This is a genomic window from Streptococcus sp. 10F2, assembly GCF_054331515.2.
Map to the genome: position 1 here is coordinate 1 of NZ_JBTGGE020000013.1, position 15,372 is coordinate 15,372.

Here is a 15,372-nt window from a genome sequence, read left to right on the forward strand (position 1 = left end):
CTGTTTTTTAGGCTAAAGCAAGGCTATGATTAGCCTTGGCAAATTAGCCTAACAGCTCCAAACCTGTCATCAAATGAAATCGATGACTTATCAGAATGAGTTGTAGCCCTCATCTTACAGTAAAGGGGTGGCTAACTTCATTTTAAAACTTTCGTATCATTCTGAAAATAGTAATTTTACCGCTTACAAGTTTTTTTTCTGTTTGATTCCCTTGACAACCCGTCATTTTTCCTTTAAAATAGCAAGGTATGTTTAGTAACTGATCACAACTAGCCGGCTAAACGAATACAAAGAATCTAAGAGGAGGTATTCTCGTGAAACGTACTTATCAACCAAGTAAAATTCGTCGTCAACGTAAGCATGGTTTCCGTCACCGTATGTCTACTAAGAACGGTCGTCGTGTGCTTGCAGCGCGTCGTCGTAAGGGACGTAAAGTTCTTTCAGCTTAATGCGTTGGGAGCTTGCTAGAAACTCGAGTCTAGTGGGTTCTAAACTAATAAACATTGAAAAGAGGTAGTGATGGTATATCAGGCCTCTTTTTTCGTATAGAAGGGAAGCTATGAAAATTTTTGATACACATACTCACCTAAATTTAAAACAGTTTGCAGGCCGGCTGGAAGAGGAGCTTGAGTTGGCGCGTGAGTTGGGAGTAGTCTGGCACAATGTGGTGGGGTTTGACCGAGAATCGATTGAGGCGGCTTTGGCTTTGGCTGATCAAGAGTCTATTTACTTGACTCTGGGCTGGCATCCGACGGAAGCGGGGACCTATGATGATCAGGTGGAAGCCTATCTGCGTCAAGTTTTAGCTCACCCTAAAGTTGTAGCCTTGGGTGAGATTGGTTTGGATTATCATTGGATGACTGCTTCTAAAGAAGTGCAGGAGGACGTTTTCCGGCGGCAGCTTCGTTTGGCGAAGGAGTTAGATTTACCGGTGGTTATTCATACCCGGGATGCCTTGGAGGACACCTATGCCATTTTAGCGGATGAAGGGCTCCCTGCTCGTGGGGGGATTATGCATTCTTATTCTGGTTCTTTAGAGATGGCGGAAAAATTTATGAAATTAGGGATGTGGATCTCTTTCTCAGGTGTTGTCACTTTTAAAAAAGCGCTAGAGATTCAAGAGGCAGTGGCAAATCTGCCTTTAGATCGGATTTTACTTGAGACAGATGCTCCTTTCCTGGCACCGGTACCCTATCGAGGTAAGGAAAATCGGACGGCCTATACTCGTTATGTGGCTGAAAAGGTGGCAGATTTGCGGGGGATCAGTCTGGAAGAGTTAGTAGCAGCAACGTCTGCTAATGCTTGGCAGGTTTTTGGGCTGGATGGTGAGCAACTATGAAGCCTGTTATTGGCCCTGTTGTGGTGGTTGAGGGACGAGATGATACAGCCAATCTCAAGCGTTTTTTCCAGGTGGATACCTATGAAACCCGTGGTTCTGCACTATCACAAGAGGATATTGAGCGAATTGCCCGCTTGCAAGCGCAACGAGGGGTTATTGTTTTTACAGATCCCGATTATCATGGTGAGCGAATTCGTAAGATGATTAGTCAGGCTGTGCCGGCAGTGGGACAAGCTTTTCTTAAACGTGGTGAGGCAGTGCCCAAGTCGAAAACAGCAGGTCGCTCTTTAGGGGTGGAGCATGCCGATTTTGAAGCTTTGAAAGAAGCTTTGGATGGTGCCTTTACAGGGAGGTCGCCAGAGCAGCAGGATTTGATTTCTCAGGCGGATTTGATGAGTCTGGGCCTCTTGGCAGGGTCAGACAGTCGGAAGCGGCGGGAGTATGTCGGAGAAGTTTTGCGGATTGGTTATTCTAATGGCAAGCAGCTGCCTAAGCGTTTGGCAATGTTTGGGATTTCTTTGGAAATGTTGGAAAAAGCTTTAGAGGGTTTTGCAGAGGAGGAAGTGTAAATGGCAACAGATTTGTATATTGTGCGTCATGGTCGGACTATGTTTAACACCTTGCATCGGGCCCAGGGGTGGAGTGATACCCCTTTGACGAGTCAAGGGCAAGAAGGGATTCGAGAATTAGGTGTGGGTCTGCGTGAACGAGGAATTAGTTTTCATCGTGCTTTGTCTAGTGATTTAGGACGAACGATTATGACGATGGATATTTTGTTGACGGAGTTGGGGCTCAAAGGTGAAATTCCTTATACCTACGATGCCCGCATACGCGAATGGTCTTTTGGTTCCAATGACGGAGTCTATGATGACGAGCTGTTCTTCACCATCTTACCACGGATTGCAGGGGTCGATTCGCTGGAAGAGATGACTTATGAGGATATGGCGAATGCAATCTATGAAGCTGATACAGCTGATTGGGCGGAGACTTGGGAGCAGTTACGAGGACGGCTTTTAGCTGGGATTGAAGATTTGGCTAAAAAGATGGAGGCTGCAGGTGGTGGTAACGCCTTAGTGGTTTGTCATGGTATGAGTATTGGAACACTCTTGTATCTTTTGAATGGTCAGCGTTTTGTAGTGTTAGATAATGGCAGTGTGACACGTCTCCGCTATGAAAATGGTCAATTTCAGGTTCTAGAAGTGGGGGATTTGTCTTACCGTCAAGAGGGGCGAAGCTGGTTGGATCAAAATCAGTCTTAAGACCGATAGAGTTAAAAAAGCCTGTAAAATCAGGCTTTTTTGTGTGTCAGATAGCAAAATTAGCACTCTTTTTAGATGAGTGCTAATTTTTTAAGCAAAAGTTCTTGACAGGGAGAATCCATGCTGTATAATAGAATCATAAGTTAGCACTTGAAGTAATGGAGTGCTAATCTGATGGAGGGAGCATGGTTACCGAAAGACAAGAGACCATCCTAAGGATGATCATTGAACTTTTTACAGAGACCCATGAGCCAGTTGGTTCCAAACGTTTGCAAGAAGGAATTGCTTCTTCCAGTGCAACCATTCGGAACGATATGGCAGTCTTGGAAAAATTGGGATTATTAGAAAAGTCCCATACTTCCAGTGGTCGCAAGCCAAGTATTGCGGGTTATCAATATTATATTGAGAACTCGATGGCTTTGACGACTCTTCCTCCAGAGGAAGTCTTTCAAATTCTCAAAGCCTTTGATGATGATTTCTTCCAATTGAAGGATATTTTCCAAAGAGGGGCAGATCTTCTGTCAGAAATGACAGGATTAACCGCTTTTGTACTGGACGTTGAGCCCAGTCATCAAAGACTGACAGCATTTGATTTAGTCGTTCTAGGGTCTCACACAGCCTTGGTGGTCATGACCCTAGATGATTCCAGAATCCTGACCAAGGAGTTGGTGATTCCCCGGAATTTTCTGGTGGAACATCTATATCAGCTCAGGGACATGGTTCGGGATCGCTTGCTAAGAGAGTCAGTGCTTTCAATTCACTACAAGATTCGCACTGAGATTCCGCAAGTGGTTCAACGCTATTTCCTTTCGCCTGATAATGTTACCGCCTTAATCGAACATATCTTCTCGGAACTTTTCGCAGAAGAAGTAGTAACATCAGGACAGGAGCACCTACTGCAGGAAGTGGGGCTGGAAACTTATCGCTTTTTCACCAATGAACAACAGCTGGCTCTTGAGCTACGCGAAGGTTGGTCGGAGAATCAAGAGCAATTGATTCGGATTGCAGATTCTTCTAGCCAACTATTGGCAGATTTAAGTCTCATGAGTAAGCGGTTCTTAATCCCCTATCGAGGTTATGGACTTCTAAGTCTGGTGGGGCCGGTGAATAGCGACTATCAACGGTTACTTAGTCTGATTGAATCGGTCAGTCGCGTCATGACGATGAAGCTGACAGATTTCTACCGCTACCTCAGTAGCAATCATTATGAAGTGCATTAAGGAGGATTCTCGTGTCTGAAGAAATTAAAGAAGAACTTGAACAAGAAATTGAAGAAGTAACAGAAGAAACGGCTGAGCCATCTGAACTGGAACTGGCCCAAGCTAAAATTGAAGAACTAGAAAATAAACACCTGCGGGCTGTAGCCGAGATGCAAAACATCCAACGCCGCGGACAAGAAGAACGTCAATTGTTGCAAAAATATCGCAGCCAAGACCTAGGGAAAGCGATTCTACCTTCCCTTGACAACCTAGAACGCGCCTTGGCTGTTGAAGGATTGACAGACGATGTGAAAAAAGGTTTGGAAATGGTTCAAGAAAGTCTCATCCATGCCTTGAAAGAAGAAGGTATCGAAGAAATTGACGCCTCTGGCGACTTTGATCCCAACTTCCACATGGCTATTCAAACCCAACCAGCCGATGAAGACCACCCAGCGGATACAATCGCTCAAGTCTTCCAAAAAGGCTATAAATTGCATGACCGGATTTTACGTCCAGCAATGGTCGTTGTTTACGCATAAAAACGTGACCGAAATGTCATTAAACTAGTAACGATAGAGAAGAAAAAATAAAAGAGGTAATACATATGTCTAAAATTATTGGTATTGACTTAGGTACAACAAACTCAGCAGTAGCAGTTCTTGAAGGAACTGAGCCAAAAATCATCGCAAACCCAGAAGGAAACCGTACAACTCCATCTGTTGTTTCCTTCAAAAACGGTGAAATCATCGTTGGTGATGCCGCAAAACGCCAAGCGGTAACGAACCCTGATACAATCATTTCCATCAAATCTAAAATGGGAACTTCTGAAAAAGTTTCTGCTAACGGAAAAGACTACACTCCACAAGAAATCTCAGCTATGATCCTTCAATACTTGAAAGGTTATGCGGAAGAGTATCTTGGTGAAAAAGTAACCAAAGCGGTTATTACTGTACCAGCTTACTTTAACGATGCACAACGTCAAGCAACTAAAGATGCAGGTAAAATTGCAGGACTTGAAGTAGAGCGGATTGTCAATGAGCCAACTGCCGCTGCACTTGCATACGGTTTGGACAAAACAGATAAAGAAGAGAAAATTCTTGTCTTTGACCTTGGTGGAGGTACTTTCGACGTATCGATCCTTGAATTGGGTGACGGTGTTTTCGATGTATTGTCAACAGCTGGAGATAACAAACTTGGTGGTGATGATTTTGACCAGAAAATTATCGATTACATGGTTGCAGAATTCAAAAAAGAAAATGGCATTGATCTAGGACAAGATAAAATGGCCTTGCAACGCTTGAAAGATGCAGCTGAAAAAGCTAAGAAAGATCTTTCAGGTGTGACTTCTACTCAAATCAGCTTGCCATTTATCACAGCTGGAGAAGCAGGACCACTTCACTTGGAAATGACCTTGACTCGTGCTAAATTTGATGACTTGACACGTGACTTGGTAGAACGTACCAAAGAACCAGTTCGCCGTGCCCTTTCAGATGCAGGTCTATCCCTTTCTGAAATCGATGAAGTTATCCTTGTTGGTGGATCTACACGTATCCCTGCTGTTGTTGAAGCTGTTAAGGCTGAAACTGGTAAAGAGCCAAACAAATCTGTTAATCCTGACGAAGTTGTAGCTATGGGTGCTGCTATCCAAGGAGGTGTCATCTCTGGTGATGTGAAAGACGTTGTCCTTCTTGACGTAACTCCATTGTCTCTTGGTATCGAAACAATGGGTGGTGTCTTCACAACTTTGATTGAACGCAACACAACAATTCCAACTTCTAAATCACAAGTCTTCTCAACTGCAGCAGACAACCAACCAGCCGTAGATATCCATGTTCTTCAAGGTGAACGCCCAATGGCTGCGGATAACAAAACGCTTGGACGTTTCCAATTGACAGATATCCCTGCAGCACCTCGTGGTATTCCTCAAATCGAAGTAACATTCGACATCGATAAAAACGGTATCGTTTCTGTTAAGGCTAAAGACCTTGGTACTCAGAAAGAGCAAACCATCGTTATCCAGTCTAACTCAGGCTTGACGGACGAAGAAATCGATCGCATGATGAAAGACGCAGAAGCTAACGCAGAAGCAGACAAGAAACGGAAAGAAGAAGTTGACCTCCGCAATGAAGTTGATCAAGCTATTTTCGCAACTGAAAAGACCTTGAAAGACACAGAAGGCCAATTTGAAGCAGAGCGTGCGGAAGCACAAACTGCTTTGGACGAATTGAAAGCAGCACAAGAAGCTAACAATTTGGACGATATGAAAGCGAAATTGGAAGCTCTCAATGAAAAAGCTCAAGCCCTTGCAGTGAAATTGTATGAGCAAGCAGCTGCCGCTCAACAAGCCCAAGCAGGAGCTGAAGGTGCAACAGACGCAGCCCAAGGCGACGATGTTGTAGACGGAGAGTTTACAGAAAAATAAAAATGTCCAGTGGACATTTTTATCCCTCGCCAAAAAATACGGGAGCGAGGTAAGTCCAGTGGACATTTTTATCCCTCGCCAAAAAATACGGGAGCGAGGTAAGTCCAGTGGAGAAGATATCTCGAGTTCCTCTTGATATCTTTATCCCTCGTCTAAAAATAGAGGAGCGAGGCTTGAATGACTGAAACAGAGGTGGCTTGCCCAACCTCTGTTTTTGGGTAAATAGGAATTGTCTATTATATGCGAGATGATTCCATTATTCTGAAAGAAAGGAAAGTGTTCAGAAATGAACACGGGCTACGGACAGTGCCCGAAAGTTAGTTTTTCCTAGGGCGATTGCGTTCTTTGTGAAAACTCCTGTTTTGGCTGTGTCCGTTTAAGGCCCTTTGTATCTGACTATGAATAATACAGAATTTTATGAGCGTCTGGGGGTCTCTAAGTCTGCTTCTCAGGATGAGATCAAGAAGGCTTATCGGAAGTTATCCAAGAAGTACCACCCAGATATTAATAAAGAAGCTGGAGCAGAACAGAAGTATAAGGACATCCAAGAAGCTTATGAGACTCTAGGGGATGAGCAAAAGCGGGCTTCTTATGACCAGTTTGGAGCAGCTGGGGCTAATGGCGGTTTTGGTGGCGGCCAAGGCTTCTCTGGTTTTGATGGTGCTGGTTTCGGTGGCTTTGAAGATATCTTTTCAAGTTTCTTTGGTGGCGGTATGAGTGGCGGTGGTCGTAATCCTAATGCGCCACGTAAAGGGGATGACTTGCAATACCGTGTGAATCTGACCTTTGAGGAAGCTGTTTTTGGAGCAACCAAGGAAATTAAGTACAATCGTGAGTCTTCCTGTCACACTTGTGATGGATCGGGTGCTAAACCAGGAACAAGTCCTGTTAAATGTAGCCGCTGTGGGGGAGCCGGTGTAATCAATGTGGATACTCAAACTCCACTTGGAATGATGCGTCGTCAAGTAACCTGTGATGTCTGTCATGGAAGTGGACAAGAGATTAAGGATCCATGTAATACCTGTCATGGATCTGGACGTGAAAATCAAGCTCACACAGTCGAGGTTCGTGTGCCGGCTGGTGTTGAAACAGATCAGCAAATTCGTCTATCTGGCCAAGGTGAAGCAGGTTATAACGGTGGTCCACATGGAGATCTCTTCGTAGTTATCCACGTCGCAGCTTCTGACAAATTTGAACGCGACGGAACAACCATCCATTACCGCCTACATCTCAATTTTGTCCAAGCAGCCTTGGGAGATACAGTGGATGTCCCAACTGTTCACGGAGATGTTGAATTAACGATCCCAGAAGGAACCCAAGCTGGCAAACGCTTCCGTCTCCGAGGTAAAGGTGCTCCAAGCCTCCGCGGTGGAGCCCAAGGTGATCAATATGTCACCATCATCGTTGATACTCCAACCGACCTTAACGATGAACAACGGAAAGCCCTCATGGATTTTGCCAATGCAGGCGACCTTAAAGTGAAACCGAAGAAAAAGAACTTCTTTGAAAAAATGTTTGATGCAGACTAGATTCCTTCAAAGAAGGAATCTAGTCTGCAAGGAGCCATAAAAAAGGTCTGTTGTGCCCTTTTTTATAGCGACAAAAATAGCGAACGTAGTTCGCAACTTCTAAGATTCCTTCTTAGAACTAAACTAGTCTGTAAGGAGCCCCTGAAAAGGGGCGAACGTAGTTCGCAACTGCCTTGATAAGCCTGTGATGTCTGTACTTGCTTTGGCAAGTACAGACATCACTAGGAATTTAGACCGGGATTATCCTGGTCTTTTTCCTTTTCTGCTCTTTTTCTTGTTCTGTCAAGGCTTTCCTGTTAAAATAGGGACATGGAAAAATACAGATACAAGGCTGTGATTGCTTATGATGGCAAGGATTTTGCTGGTTTCCAGCGTCAGCCTCAGGCACGGACGGTGCAGGAGGAGTTGGAAAAGACCTTGACGCGGTTGGCCAGTGGTCAGGAAATTCAGGTTCATGGGGCGGGGCGGACGGATTCCGGCGTTCATGCTTTTGGGCAAGTGGTGCATTTTGATTTACCGGGGAAACGGGATGTGGAAAAATTGCGTTTTGCCTTGGATACACAGAGTGCAGAGGATATTGCTGTGCGGTCGGTGGAGTTGGTGCCAGACGATTTTCATGCGCGCTATTGGCCTCATCATAAAACCTATGAATTCTTGGTAGACTATGGTCGGCCTAAGAATCCGCTCCTGCGCTATCAAGCGACACCTTTCCCTTATCCGTTGGACTTCGAAAAAATGAGTCAAGCTCTGCAATTTTTTTTAGGGACACATGATTTTACGGGTTTTACGGCATCAGGGACGTCTGTTGAAAATAAGGTTCGAACGATTACCGCTGTGAATTTAGAAGTGGATGAAGCACAGCACTTGCTTCGCTTGACCTTTTCCGGGAACGGTTTTCTCTATAAGCAGATTCGGAATATGGTTGGCACCTTGCTTAAGATTGGCAATGGTCGTATGCCAGTAGAGCAGATTCCTTTGATTCTAGAGAAGCAGGATCGCCAGCTGGCTGGCCCAACCGCAGCCCCTCAGGGCCTCTATCTCAAGGAGATTTTATATGACCAAGATCTTAACCATAGCCGGTAGTGATATCTTTTCAGGTGGTGGCTTGCAAGCTGATTTAGCGACCATTACTCAGATTGGTGCGAAGGGCTTTGTAGCCGTGACTTGCGTGACGGCGTTAGTAGCAGATGAATTCCAAGTTCAGCCGCTAACTCCTCTCCAGTTGGAACAGCAACTAATGAGTCTTGTGGATGTACCTTTTGCGGCCATCAAAATTGGTCTTTTACCAAGTCCAGAGCATGCTTATGTGGTCTATCATTGGCTTAAAGGGAGACAGCGGGTGCCGATTGTTTTTGATCCTGTTTTGGTTTTAAAAGAAAATAAGGATCAAGTTTTGGGACAGTGGGCTAAGGTGTTTCAAAAAATAGCGGCCCTAAGCCAAATCATGACTCCCAATCTTCGAGAAGCCGAGTTGCTTTTGGGACGTGATTTGCGTGATCAGGCTGACCTACAAGCAGGGGCTGAGGAATTATCTCGTCAATTCGGGACAGCGGTTTATCTCAAAGGGGGATCCCGATTACCGGGACCTGTAGCGCTTGATTTTGTCTGGACCGGCCAGTCAGGCTTTTATCTCGAAACGCCTCAAGAGCAAGGAACGATTAACGGTAGTGGCTGTGTATTGGCTTCGAGTCTGACCACCTACCTGGGACAGGGGCAGGATGTGGTCAATGCCAGTCATCTAGCCAAGCAGTTTGTGACAGCAGCCATAGAGGCTGCAGATGAATGGGGGGTTAGTCCGTATGCAATCAAATAATATAAAGTACTGGAGTCAGACAGCTGTTTTTATAGCAGCAACCGTTGTATTGGGCTACATTAAGTTGCCCACTGCCACAGGTTTTGTCTCTTTGTTAGATGTGGGAGTTTATACGGCAGCCTTTTATTTGGGCGGTCGTCAAGGGGCTTTAGTTGGCGGTTTGGGAGGATTTCTCTTGGATCTTTTGCTGGGCTATCCTCAGTGGAGCTTGTTTAGTCTCTTGGCTCATGGAGGTCAGGGACGTTTGGCACAAGGCGTTCTTCCTTCACGCTGGCTATCTGGTTTGGTTTCAAGTTTATTTATGGTAGCTATTTATGCAGGAGCCTCTAGTTTAATGTACGGAGTAGCCGCAGCTATTCCAGAAATCCTTCCGAACTTTATCCAGAGTTTCTTAGGTTTTCTACTAGCTCAAGTCTTGGTTCAGCTTTTAAGGAGGAGACATGTCTGATTTAGAGGAACTAAAAATTGATGTTGTAGCTCTAGCGAAGGAGTTGATTGAACGCGCTCAGGCATCTGCGGATTCAGTATTTGTACTAGGGCTATCAACCAGTGAAGTAGTTGGTGGTTTTATTGGTCGTAATTCTAGTCTGGAGGTTGGGCAGGCCTTGGTTTCAGCTCTCTATCATTTTCTGAAAGAGCAGGGGATTTTTCTAGCCGTTCAGGGCTGTGAGCATATCAATCGAGCTTTAGTAGTGGAACGTTCTTTGGCACAAGCTCGAGGTTGGGAGATTGTTCAAGTCATTCCGACTCCGCATGCTGGTGGTAGTGGACAAGTGGCAGCGATGCAAGTTCTGGAGGACCCAGTGGTTGTGGAATTTGTTACCGCTGATCTAGGGATGGACATTGGTGATACAGCGATTGGCATGCATGTCAAACATGTCCAAGTACCTGTTCGTCTAGCGAAACGTGAATTGGGAGGAGCTCATGTGACTGCTTTAGCCAGCCGTCCCAAACTGATTGGAGGAGCTCGGGCAGAATATGCCCCAGACCCTATTCGGAAATTTTAGAAAGCCCTCTAAAATCATTGAAGTTGCTGACGACTTGTGATAAAATGATACAGATTAAAGATTTTAAGGAGTAGACAGCATGTCTGTGAAATTTGAAAACAAAGAAACAAACCGTGGATTGCTTACATTCACAATCGCTCAAGATGTGATTAAGCCTGAGTTGGATCGTACATTTAACCGTGTGAAAGGTTCTTTGAATGTTCCAGGTTTCCGTAAAGGTCACCTTCCACGTGCGGTTTTCAACCAACGTTTTGGTGAAGAATCTCTTTACCAAGATACCTTGAATGCTCTTTTGCCAGCAGCTTATGAAGCAGCTGTTAAGGAAGCAGGAGTTGAGGTTGTTGCACAACCTGAATTTGATATTGTTTCAATGGAAAAAGGTCAAGATTGGACAATTTCTGCATCTGTTGTGACAAAACCAGAAGTAAAATTGGGTGATTATAAAAACCTAGAAGTATCTGTGACTGTCGATAAAGAAGTATCAGTAGAAGAAGTAGATGCACGTATCGAGCGCGAGCGCAACAACTTGGCAGAATTGGTTATCAAAGAAGATGCAGCTGTTGAAGGAGATACAGTAGTTATCGACTTTGTAGGTTCTGTTGACGGTGTTGAGTTTGACGGTGGTAAAGGTGAAAACTACCCACTTGAACTTGGTAGTGGATCTTTCATCCCAGGTTTTGAAGAGCAATTGGTTGGTGCAAAACCAGGTGAAACTGTGACCGTTGAAGTTACTTTCCCAGAAGATTATCAAGCGGCAGATTTGGCAGGTAAAGCTGCTAAATTTGAAACAACTGTTCATGAAGTAAAAGGTAAAGAAGTACCTGCACTTGATGATGAACTTGCAAAAGACATTGATGAAGAAGTTGAAACTCTTGCTGAATTGAAAGAAAAATACAGCAAAGAGATGGCAGCAGCCAAAGAAGAAGCTTACCAAGAAGCTGTTGAAACAGCAGCTATTGAAAAAGCTGTAGACAATGCTGAAATTGTAGACCTTCCATCAGAAATGGTTCATGAAGAAGTCCATCGTTCTGTGAATGAATTCCTTGGAAATATGCAACGTCAAGGTATTTCACCAGAAATGTACTTCCAAATCACTGGTACAACTCAAGACGACTTGCATAAGCAATACGAAGCTGAAGCAGAAAGCCGTACAAAAACAAACCTTGTAATCGAAGCTATTGCGAAAGCAGAAGGATTCGATGCAAGTGACGATGAAATCAATCAAGAAATCGAAGACTTGGCAGCAGCTTACAATATGGAAGTAGAGCAAGTGCGTAGCCTCCTTTCAGCAGATATGTTGAAACATGATATTACTGTTAAAAAAGCAGTTGAATTGATTACTTCAACAGCTACAGTAAAATAAGGAGTGGCCTAACTCTAAATTTTCAAAAATTTAGACAGTAGTCTTTTGCTCTGAAGGTAGCTTGAGAGCTATTCGAGTGGTATCATGAACGAAACATGGTTCATGTCAACGTTGATGAGGTGTTCTTCGGAGCCAGTTGGCGAACGAAGACACCAATCAGCTACTGCTAAGGTTAATGAATAAAGAGGATTGGAATTTCTATTCCACATCCTGAAAAGGGACTGGCCAGGTGTCCAGCCTCTTTTCTTTTTTGACGAATCCTTAAAAATAGCGTACAATAAAGAGAATGACAAAAAAGGAGAACGACTTTGGAATTAGAAGTATTTGCTGGACAGGAAAAAAGTGAACTTTCCATGATCGAAGTGGCACGTGCCATTTTAGAAGGTCGTGGACGGGATCACGAAATGTACTTTAGTGATCTAGTCAATGAAATTCAAGAGTATTTGGAGAAAAGCAATAGCGAGATTCGCGAAGCTCTTCCTCTTTTTTACACAGAATTAAACGTCGATGGTAGCTTTATCTCTCTCGGTGAAAACAAATGGGGTCTCCGTTCTTGGTACGCTGTGGATGAAGTTGATGAGGAAATCATCGCCTTGGAAGAAAATGACGATGAGGAAGCACCTAAAAAACGCAAGAAGAAACGCGTTAATGCCTTTATCGCTAGTGATAGCGATACCATCGATTACAGCGATGATGATCCAGAAGATGAAGATAACTACGCTGAAGATGAGGATTCTATGAGCTATGATGACGAGAATCCAGATGATGAGAAGAATGAAGCGGAAGCTTATGACGCTGAAATCAACGAAATAGCTCCAGAAGAGTTAGCTGAGGATGTTGAGGTCGGTGAAGCAGACGATGAGGATGATGACGTGGAGGACTAATCCTCTCTTTCCGTTTGGATTTTTTTCAAGCACCATGCGCCCTCATTCTCTTCGAATTGGGAAGAACTGATCTCGTATGAGTGAGCGAGGGGAGTGAATGATTGGAATCACTCCCTGTTTTAATTGAAGGAGTAATCATGACAACAAAGTATATTTTTGTAACAGGTGGTGTAGTCAGCTCAATCGGAAAAGGGATTGTAGCAGCTAGCTTGGGCCGTCTTTTGAAGAATCGTGGGCTTAAAGTAACCATTCAGAAATTTGACCCGTATATCAATATTGATCCAGGTACAATGAGTCCTTATCAACACGGTGAAGTGTTTGTGACGGATGATGGTGCAGAAACAGACTTGGATTTGGGACACTATGAACGTTTTATCGATATTAACTTGAATAAATATTCCAATGTCACGACTGGTAAAATTTACAGTGAAGTTCTTCGGAAGGAGCGTCGTGGTGAGTATTTGGGTGCAACTGTTCAAGTTATCCCGCATATCACAGATGCCTTGAAAGAAAAAATTAAACGTGCTGCTTTGACCACGGATTCTGATGTCATTATCACAGAGGTCGGTGGAACAGTTGGAGACATTGAGAGTTTGCCTTTCCTTGAGGCCCTTCGTCAAATGAAAGCAGACGTTGGCTCAGATAATGTAATGTATATTCATACAACCCTTCTTCCTTATTTGAAAGCTGCAGGGGAAATGAAAACTAAACCAACCCAGCATTCGGTTAAAGAATTGCGTGGTTTAGGGATTCAGCCAAATATGCTGGTTATCCGTACAGAAGAACCAGTTAGTCAAGGAATTAAGAATAAGCTGGCTCAATTCTGTGATGTACAGCCAGAAGCTGTTATTGAATCCTTGGATGTGGAGCATCTGTACCAAATTCCGCTCAATCTTCAAGCTCAAAACATGGATCAGATTGTCTGTGACCATTTGAAGATTGATGCGCCAGCAGCAGATATGACAGAATGGTCTGCCATGGTTGATAAGGTTATGAACTTGAAGAAACAAGTCAACATTGCCCTTGTTGGGAAATATGTTGAACTTCAAGATGCCTATATCTCTGTTGTAGAGGCCTTGAAGCATGCTGGTTATTCAAATGATGCAGAAGTGAAAATTGACTGGATCAACGCGAACGATGTGACCGCAGAAAATGTTGAAGAACTACTATCCGCAGCAGACGGAATTATTGTTCCTGGAGGTTTTGGTCAGCGTGGTACGGAAGGGAAGATTCAGACGATTCGCTATGCGCGTGAGCATGACGTACCAATGCTTGGTGTCTGCTTGGGTATGCAGTTGACTTGTGTGGAATATGCTCGTCACGTTTTGAACATGTCTGATGCCAACTCTGCAGAATTGAATCCAGAAACTAAATATCCAGTTATCGATTTGATGCGTGATCAGGTGGATGTTGAAGACATGGGAGGAACTCTTCGTCTTGGTCTTTATCCAGCTAAACTGAAACCAGGTAGTCGCGCCGCTGCAGCTTATGACAATCAAGAAGTGGTACAACGCCGTCATCGTCATCGCTATGAGTTTAACAATACCTATCGTAAAGAATTTGAAGATGCAGGTTTTGTCTTTTCGGGTGTGTCACCCGACAACCGTCTAGCTGAGATCGTTGAATTGGCAGATAAAAAATTCTTTGTTGCCTGCCAGTACCATCCTGAACTCTCTAGCCGTCCGAATCGTCCAGATGGGCTCTACCGAGCTTTTGTGACTGCGGCTGTGGAGAACGCAAAATAATACAAGACAAAAATCAAATTGAACCAAGACTACGACTTTCTTTCTGAGGTTCATTGTTGATTATTAGCGAGTACAACATGTAAAAGGGCTGGTTGCTTTGTCAACTAGTCCTTTCAGATTGGAGAAAATATGATTCGGGAAGTATCTTTAGAAAAAGCCCATCGGATTCTTGCCTTATCGTCTGTGACCTTTGTATCCAGTGCCACCGAAGAGGATAAAAATATTATGCCTGCTGGTTGGGTGGGGACAGTTGCTACGGATATTCTTAGTTTGGTTATGGATTCTGGGAATTATACACGGCGGATCATGGAGAAAAGTGGCTATTTTATTTTACAAATTCCACGTGCAGCTCAAGCCGATTTAATCATTGAGCTGGCTAAAAGCCGCCATGTCCATGAGGATAAATTAGAGAAATTGTCTTTCTTTGATCCAAGTGGTCAGGGATACCCTTTACTGGAAGATTGCTTGGCTTGGATTGTCTGTGAAATTATTCCTGAGGTACGCAATCAGACCGTTTACGATCTCTTTTTGGGACGTATTGTAGCTGCTTGGGCGGATGATTCTGTGTTTTATGATGGACGTTGGCAACTAGACCATGTGGAACCGGAGAATCGTCCAGTTCACTATGTATCTGGTGGCCAGTTCTATCAAACCGGTAGTGGTTTTCAATTAGCAGACCCTTTTAAGTAGGGGGAAATAAGTAAGGAGGCTGGGCTTAAGGACCAGCCTCTTATTTTTAGTTAGAGAAGATTCTTTGACTCAGTGCTTGCTTGAGTATCCATTGTAGAGTTTGCGAAGCGGATTACAATCGT

The 15,372-nt window shown here is 44.0% G+C and carries 16 protein-coding genes; all 16 read left to right on the forward strand.

Annotation, left to right across the window (positions count from 1 at the left end; genetic code table 11):
• Nucleotides 1–314 precede the first annotated feature (314 nt).
• The 16 genes from rpmH (at nucleotide 315) to ACXM1Q_RS04045 (ending at nucleotide 15,250) form a co-directional block, all read left to right on the forward strand.
• Entirely contained in the window at nucleotides 315–449 is a 135-nt protein-coding gene (gene rpmH, locus ACXM1Q_RS03970) for a 50S ribosomal protein L34 (protein ID WP_002885866.1), read from the forward strand.
• Between the two features lie 110 nt (nucleotides 450–559).
• Nucleotides 560–1,339, forward strand: coding sequence for a TatD family hydrolase (locus tag ACXM1Q_RS03975; protein WP_458516389.1), 780 nt, complete (start codon nucleotides 560–562; stop codon nucleotides 1,337–1,339).
• The gene (rnmV, locus tag ACXM1Q_RS03980) at nucleotides 1,336–1,908 is read left to right on the forward strand and encodes a ribonuclease M5 (protein ID WP_458516391.1); all 573 of its coding nucleotides are present in this window, start codon (nucleotides 1,336–1,338) and stop codon (nucleotides 1,906–1,908) included. The genes ACXM1Q_RS03975 and rnmV overlap by 4 nt, the downstream gene beginning before the upstream one ends.
• Complete coding sequence (locus ACXM1Q_RS03985; protein ID WP_458516393.1) at nucleotides 1,909–2,598, forward strand: histidine phosphatase family protein; 690 nt, start codon at nucleotides 1,909–1,911, stop codon at nucleotides 2,596–2,598. It abuts the gene before it with no gap.
• 185 nt (nucleotides 2,599–2,783) lie between these two features.
• The gene (hrcA, locus tag ACXM1Q_RS03990) at nucleotides 2,784–3,818 is read left to right on the forward strand and encodes a heat-inducible transcriptional repressor HrcA (RefSeq protein ID WP_458516395.1); all 1,035 of its coding nucleotides are present in this window, start codon (nucleotides 2,784–2,786) and stop codon (nucleotides 3,816–3,818) included.
• An 11-nt stretch (nucleotides 3,819–3,829) separates the two neighbouring features.
• Complete coding sequence (gene grpE, locus ACXM1Q_RS03995) at nucleotides 3,830–4,336, forward strand: nucleotide exchange factor GrpE (protein WP_458516397.1); 507 nt, start codon at nucleotides 3,830–3,832, stop codon at nucleotides 4,334–4,336.
• Nucleotides 4,337–4,401: 65 nt separating this feature from the next.
• Complete coding sequence (dnaK, locus tag ACXM1Q_RS04000) at nucleotides 4,402–6,219, forward strand: molecular chaperone DnaK (RefSeq protein WP_458516399.1); 1,818 nt, start codon at nucleotides 4,402–4,404, stop codon at nucleotides 6,217–6,219.
• Nucleotides 6,220–6,617: 398 nt separating this feature from the next.
• Nucleotides 6,618–7,748 (forward strand): molecular chaperone DnaJ, encoded by a 1,131-nt coding sequence (gene dnaJ, locus ACXM1Q_RS04005; RefSeq protein ID WP_458516401.1) that lies wholly within the window; start codon nucleotides 6,618–6,620, stop codon nucleotides 7,746–7,748.
• 309 nt (nucleotides 7,749–8,057) lie between these two features.
• Nucleotides 8,058–8,831: a tRNA pseudouridine(38-40) synthase TruA gene (truA, locus tag ACXM1Q_RS04010; protein WP_458516403.1), complete on the forward strand. Its 774-nt coding sequence runs from the start codon at nucleotides 8,058–8,060 to the stop codon at nucleotides 8,829–8,831.
• Entirely contained in the window at nucleotides 8,803–9,561 is a 759-nt protein-coding gene (locus ACXM1Q_RS04015) for a bifunctional hydroxymethylpyrimidine kinase/phosphomethylpyrimidine kinase (RefSeq protein WP_458516406.1), read from the forward strand. Before truA ends, ACXM1Q_RS04015 begins: the two co-directional genes overlap by 29 nt.
• Nucleotides 9,548–10,009 carry an ECF transporter S component gene (locus ACXM1Q_RS04020; protein ID WP_135037133.1) on the forward strand — a complete coding sequence of 154 codons (462 nt, stop codon included), beginning with the start codon at nucleotides 9,548–9,550 and terminating at the stop codon, nucleotides 10,007–10,009. Before ACXM1Q_RS04015 ends, ACXM1Q_RS04020 begins: the two co-directional genes overlap by 14 nt.
• Nucleotides 10,002–10,568, forward strand: a complete 567-nt coding sequence (locus ACXM1Q_RS04025; protein WP_458516408.1) for a TIGR01440 family protein — start codon at nucleotides 10,002–10,004, stop codon at nucleotides 10,566–10,568. The genes ACXM1Q_RS04020 and ACXM1Q_RS04025 overlap by 8 nt, the downstream gene beginning before the upstream one ends.
• Before the next feature lie 79 nt (nucleotides 10,569–10,647).
• Nucleotides 10,648–11,931, forward strand: coding sequence for a trigger factor (tig, locus tag ACXM1Q_RS04030; RefSeq protein ID WP_458516410.1), 1,284 nt, complete (start codon nucleotides 10,648–10,650; stop codon nucleotides 11,929–11,931).
• 308 nt (nucleotides 11,932–12,239) lie between these two features.
• A complete protein-coding gene (gene rpoE / locus ACXM1Q_RS04035) occupies nucleotides 12,240–12,815 on the forward strand; it encodes a DNA-directed RNA polymerase subunit delta (RefSeq protein WP_458516412.1) in 576 nt (191 codons plus the stop codon).
• Between the two features lie 137 nt (nucleotides 12,816–12,952).
• Nucleotides 12,953–14,560 carry a CTP synthase gene (locus ACXM1Q_RS04040; RefSeq protein ID WP_458516414.1) on the forward strand — a complete coding sequence of 536 codons (1,608 nt, stop codon included), beginning with the start codon at nucleotides 12,953–12,955 and terminating at the stop codon, nucleotides 14,558–14,560.
• Nucleotides 14,561–14,689: 129 nt separating this feature from the next.
• Nucleotides 14,690–15,250, forward strand: a complete 561-nt coding sequence (locus ACXM1Q_RS04045; protein ID WP_458516416.1) for a flavin reductase family protein — start codon at nucleotides 14,690–14,692, stop codon at nucleotides 15,248–15,250.
• Nucleotides 15,251–15,372 lie beyond the last annotated feature (122 nt).

What these genes read in the sequence shown, in the direction of transcription:
- hrcA (WP_458516395.1), top strand. Translation starts at nt 2,784, where the DNA reads ATGGTTACCGAAAGACAAGAGACCATCCTAAGGATGATCATTGAACTT.
- tig (WP_458516410.1), top strand. Translation starts at nt 10,648, where the DNA reads ATGTCTGTGAAATTTGAAAACAAAGAAACAAACCGTGGATTGCTTACA.
- dnaK (WP_458516399.1), top strand. Translation starts at nt 4,402, where the DNA reads ATGTCTAAAATTATTGGTATTGACTTAGGTACAACAAACTCAGCAGTA.
- ACXM1Q_RS03985 (WP_458516393.1), top strand. Translation starts at nt 1,909, where the DNA reads ATGGCAACAGATTTGTATATTGTGCGTCATGGTCGGACTATGTTTAAC.
- ACXM1Q_RS04045 (WP_458516416.1), top strand. Translation starts at nt 14,690, where the DNA reads ATGATTCGGGAAGTATCTTTAGAAAAAGCCCATCGGATTCTTGCCTTA.
- ACXM1Q_RS04025 (WP_458516408.1), top strand. Translation starts at nt 10,002, where the DNA reads ATGTCTGATTTAGAGGAACTAAAAATTGATGTTGTAGCTCTAGCGAAG.
- dnaJ (WP_458516401.1), top strand. Translation starts at nt 6,618, where the DNA reads ATGAATAATACAGAATTTTATGAGCGTCTGGGGGTCTCTAAGTCTGCT.
- ACXM1Q_RS04040 (WP_458516414.1), top strand. Translation starts at nt 12,953, where the DNA reads ATGACAACAAAGTATATTTTTGTAACAGGTGGTGTAGTCAGCTCAATC.
- truA (WP_458516403.1), top strand. Translation starts at nt 8,058, where the DNA reads ATGGAAAAATACAGATACAAGGCTGTGATTGCTTATGATGGCAAGGAT.
- rnmV (WP_458516391.1), top strand. Translation starts at nt 1,336, where the DNA reads ATGAAGCCTGTTATTGGCCCTGTTGTGGTGGTTGAGGGACGAGATGAT.
- ACXM1Q_RS03975 (WP_458516389.1), top strand. Translation starts at nt 560, where the DNA reads ATGAAAATTTTTGATACACATACTCACCTAAATTTAAAACAGTTTGCA.
- ACXM1Q_RS04015 (WP_458516406.1), top strand. Translation starts at nt 8,803, where the DNA reads ATGACCAAGATCTTAACCATAGCCGGTAGTGATATCTTTTCAGGTGGT.
- ACXM1Q_RS04020 (WP_135037133.1), top strand. Translation starts at nt 9,548, where the DNA reads ATGCAATCAAATAATATAAAGTACTGGAGTCAGACAGCTGTTTTTATA.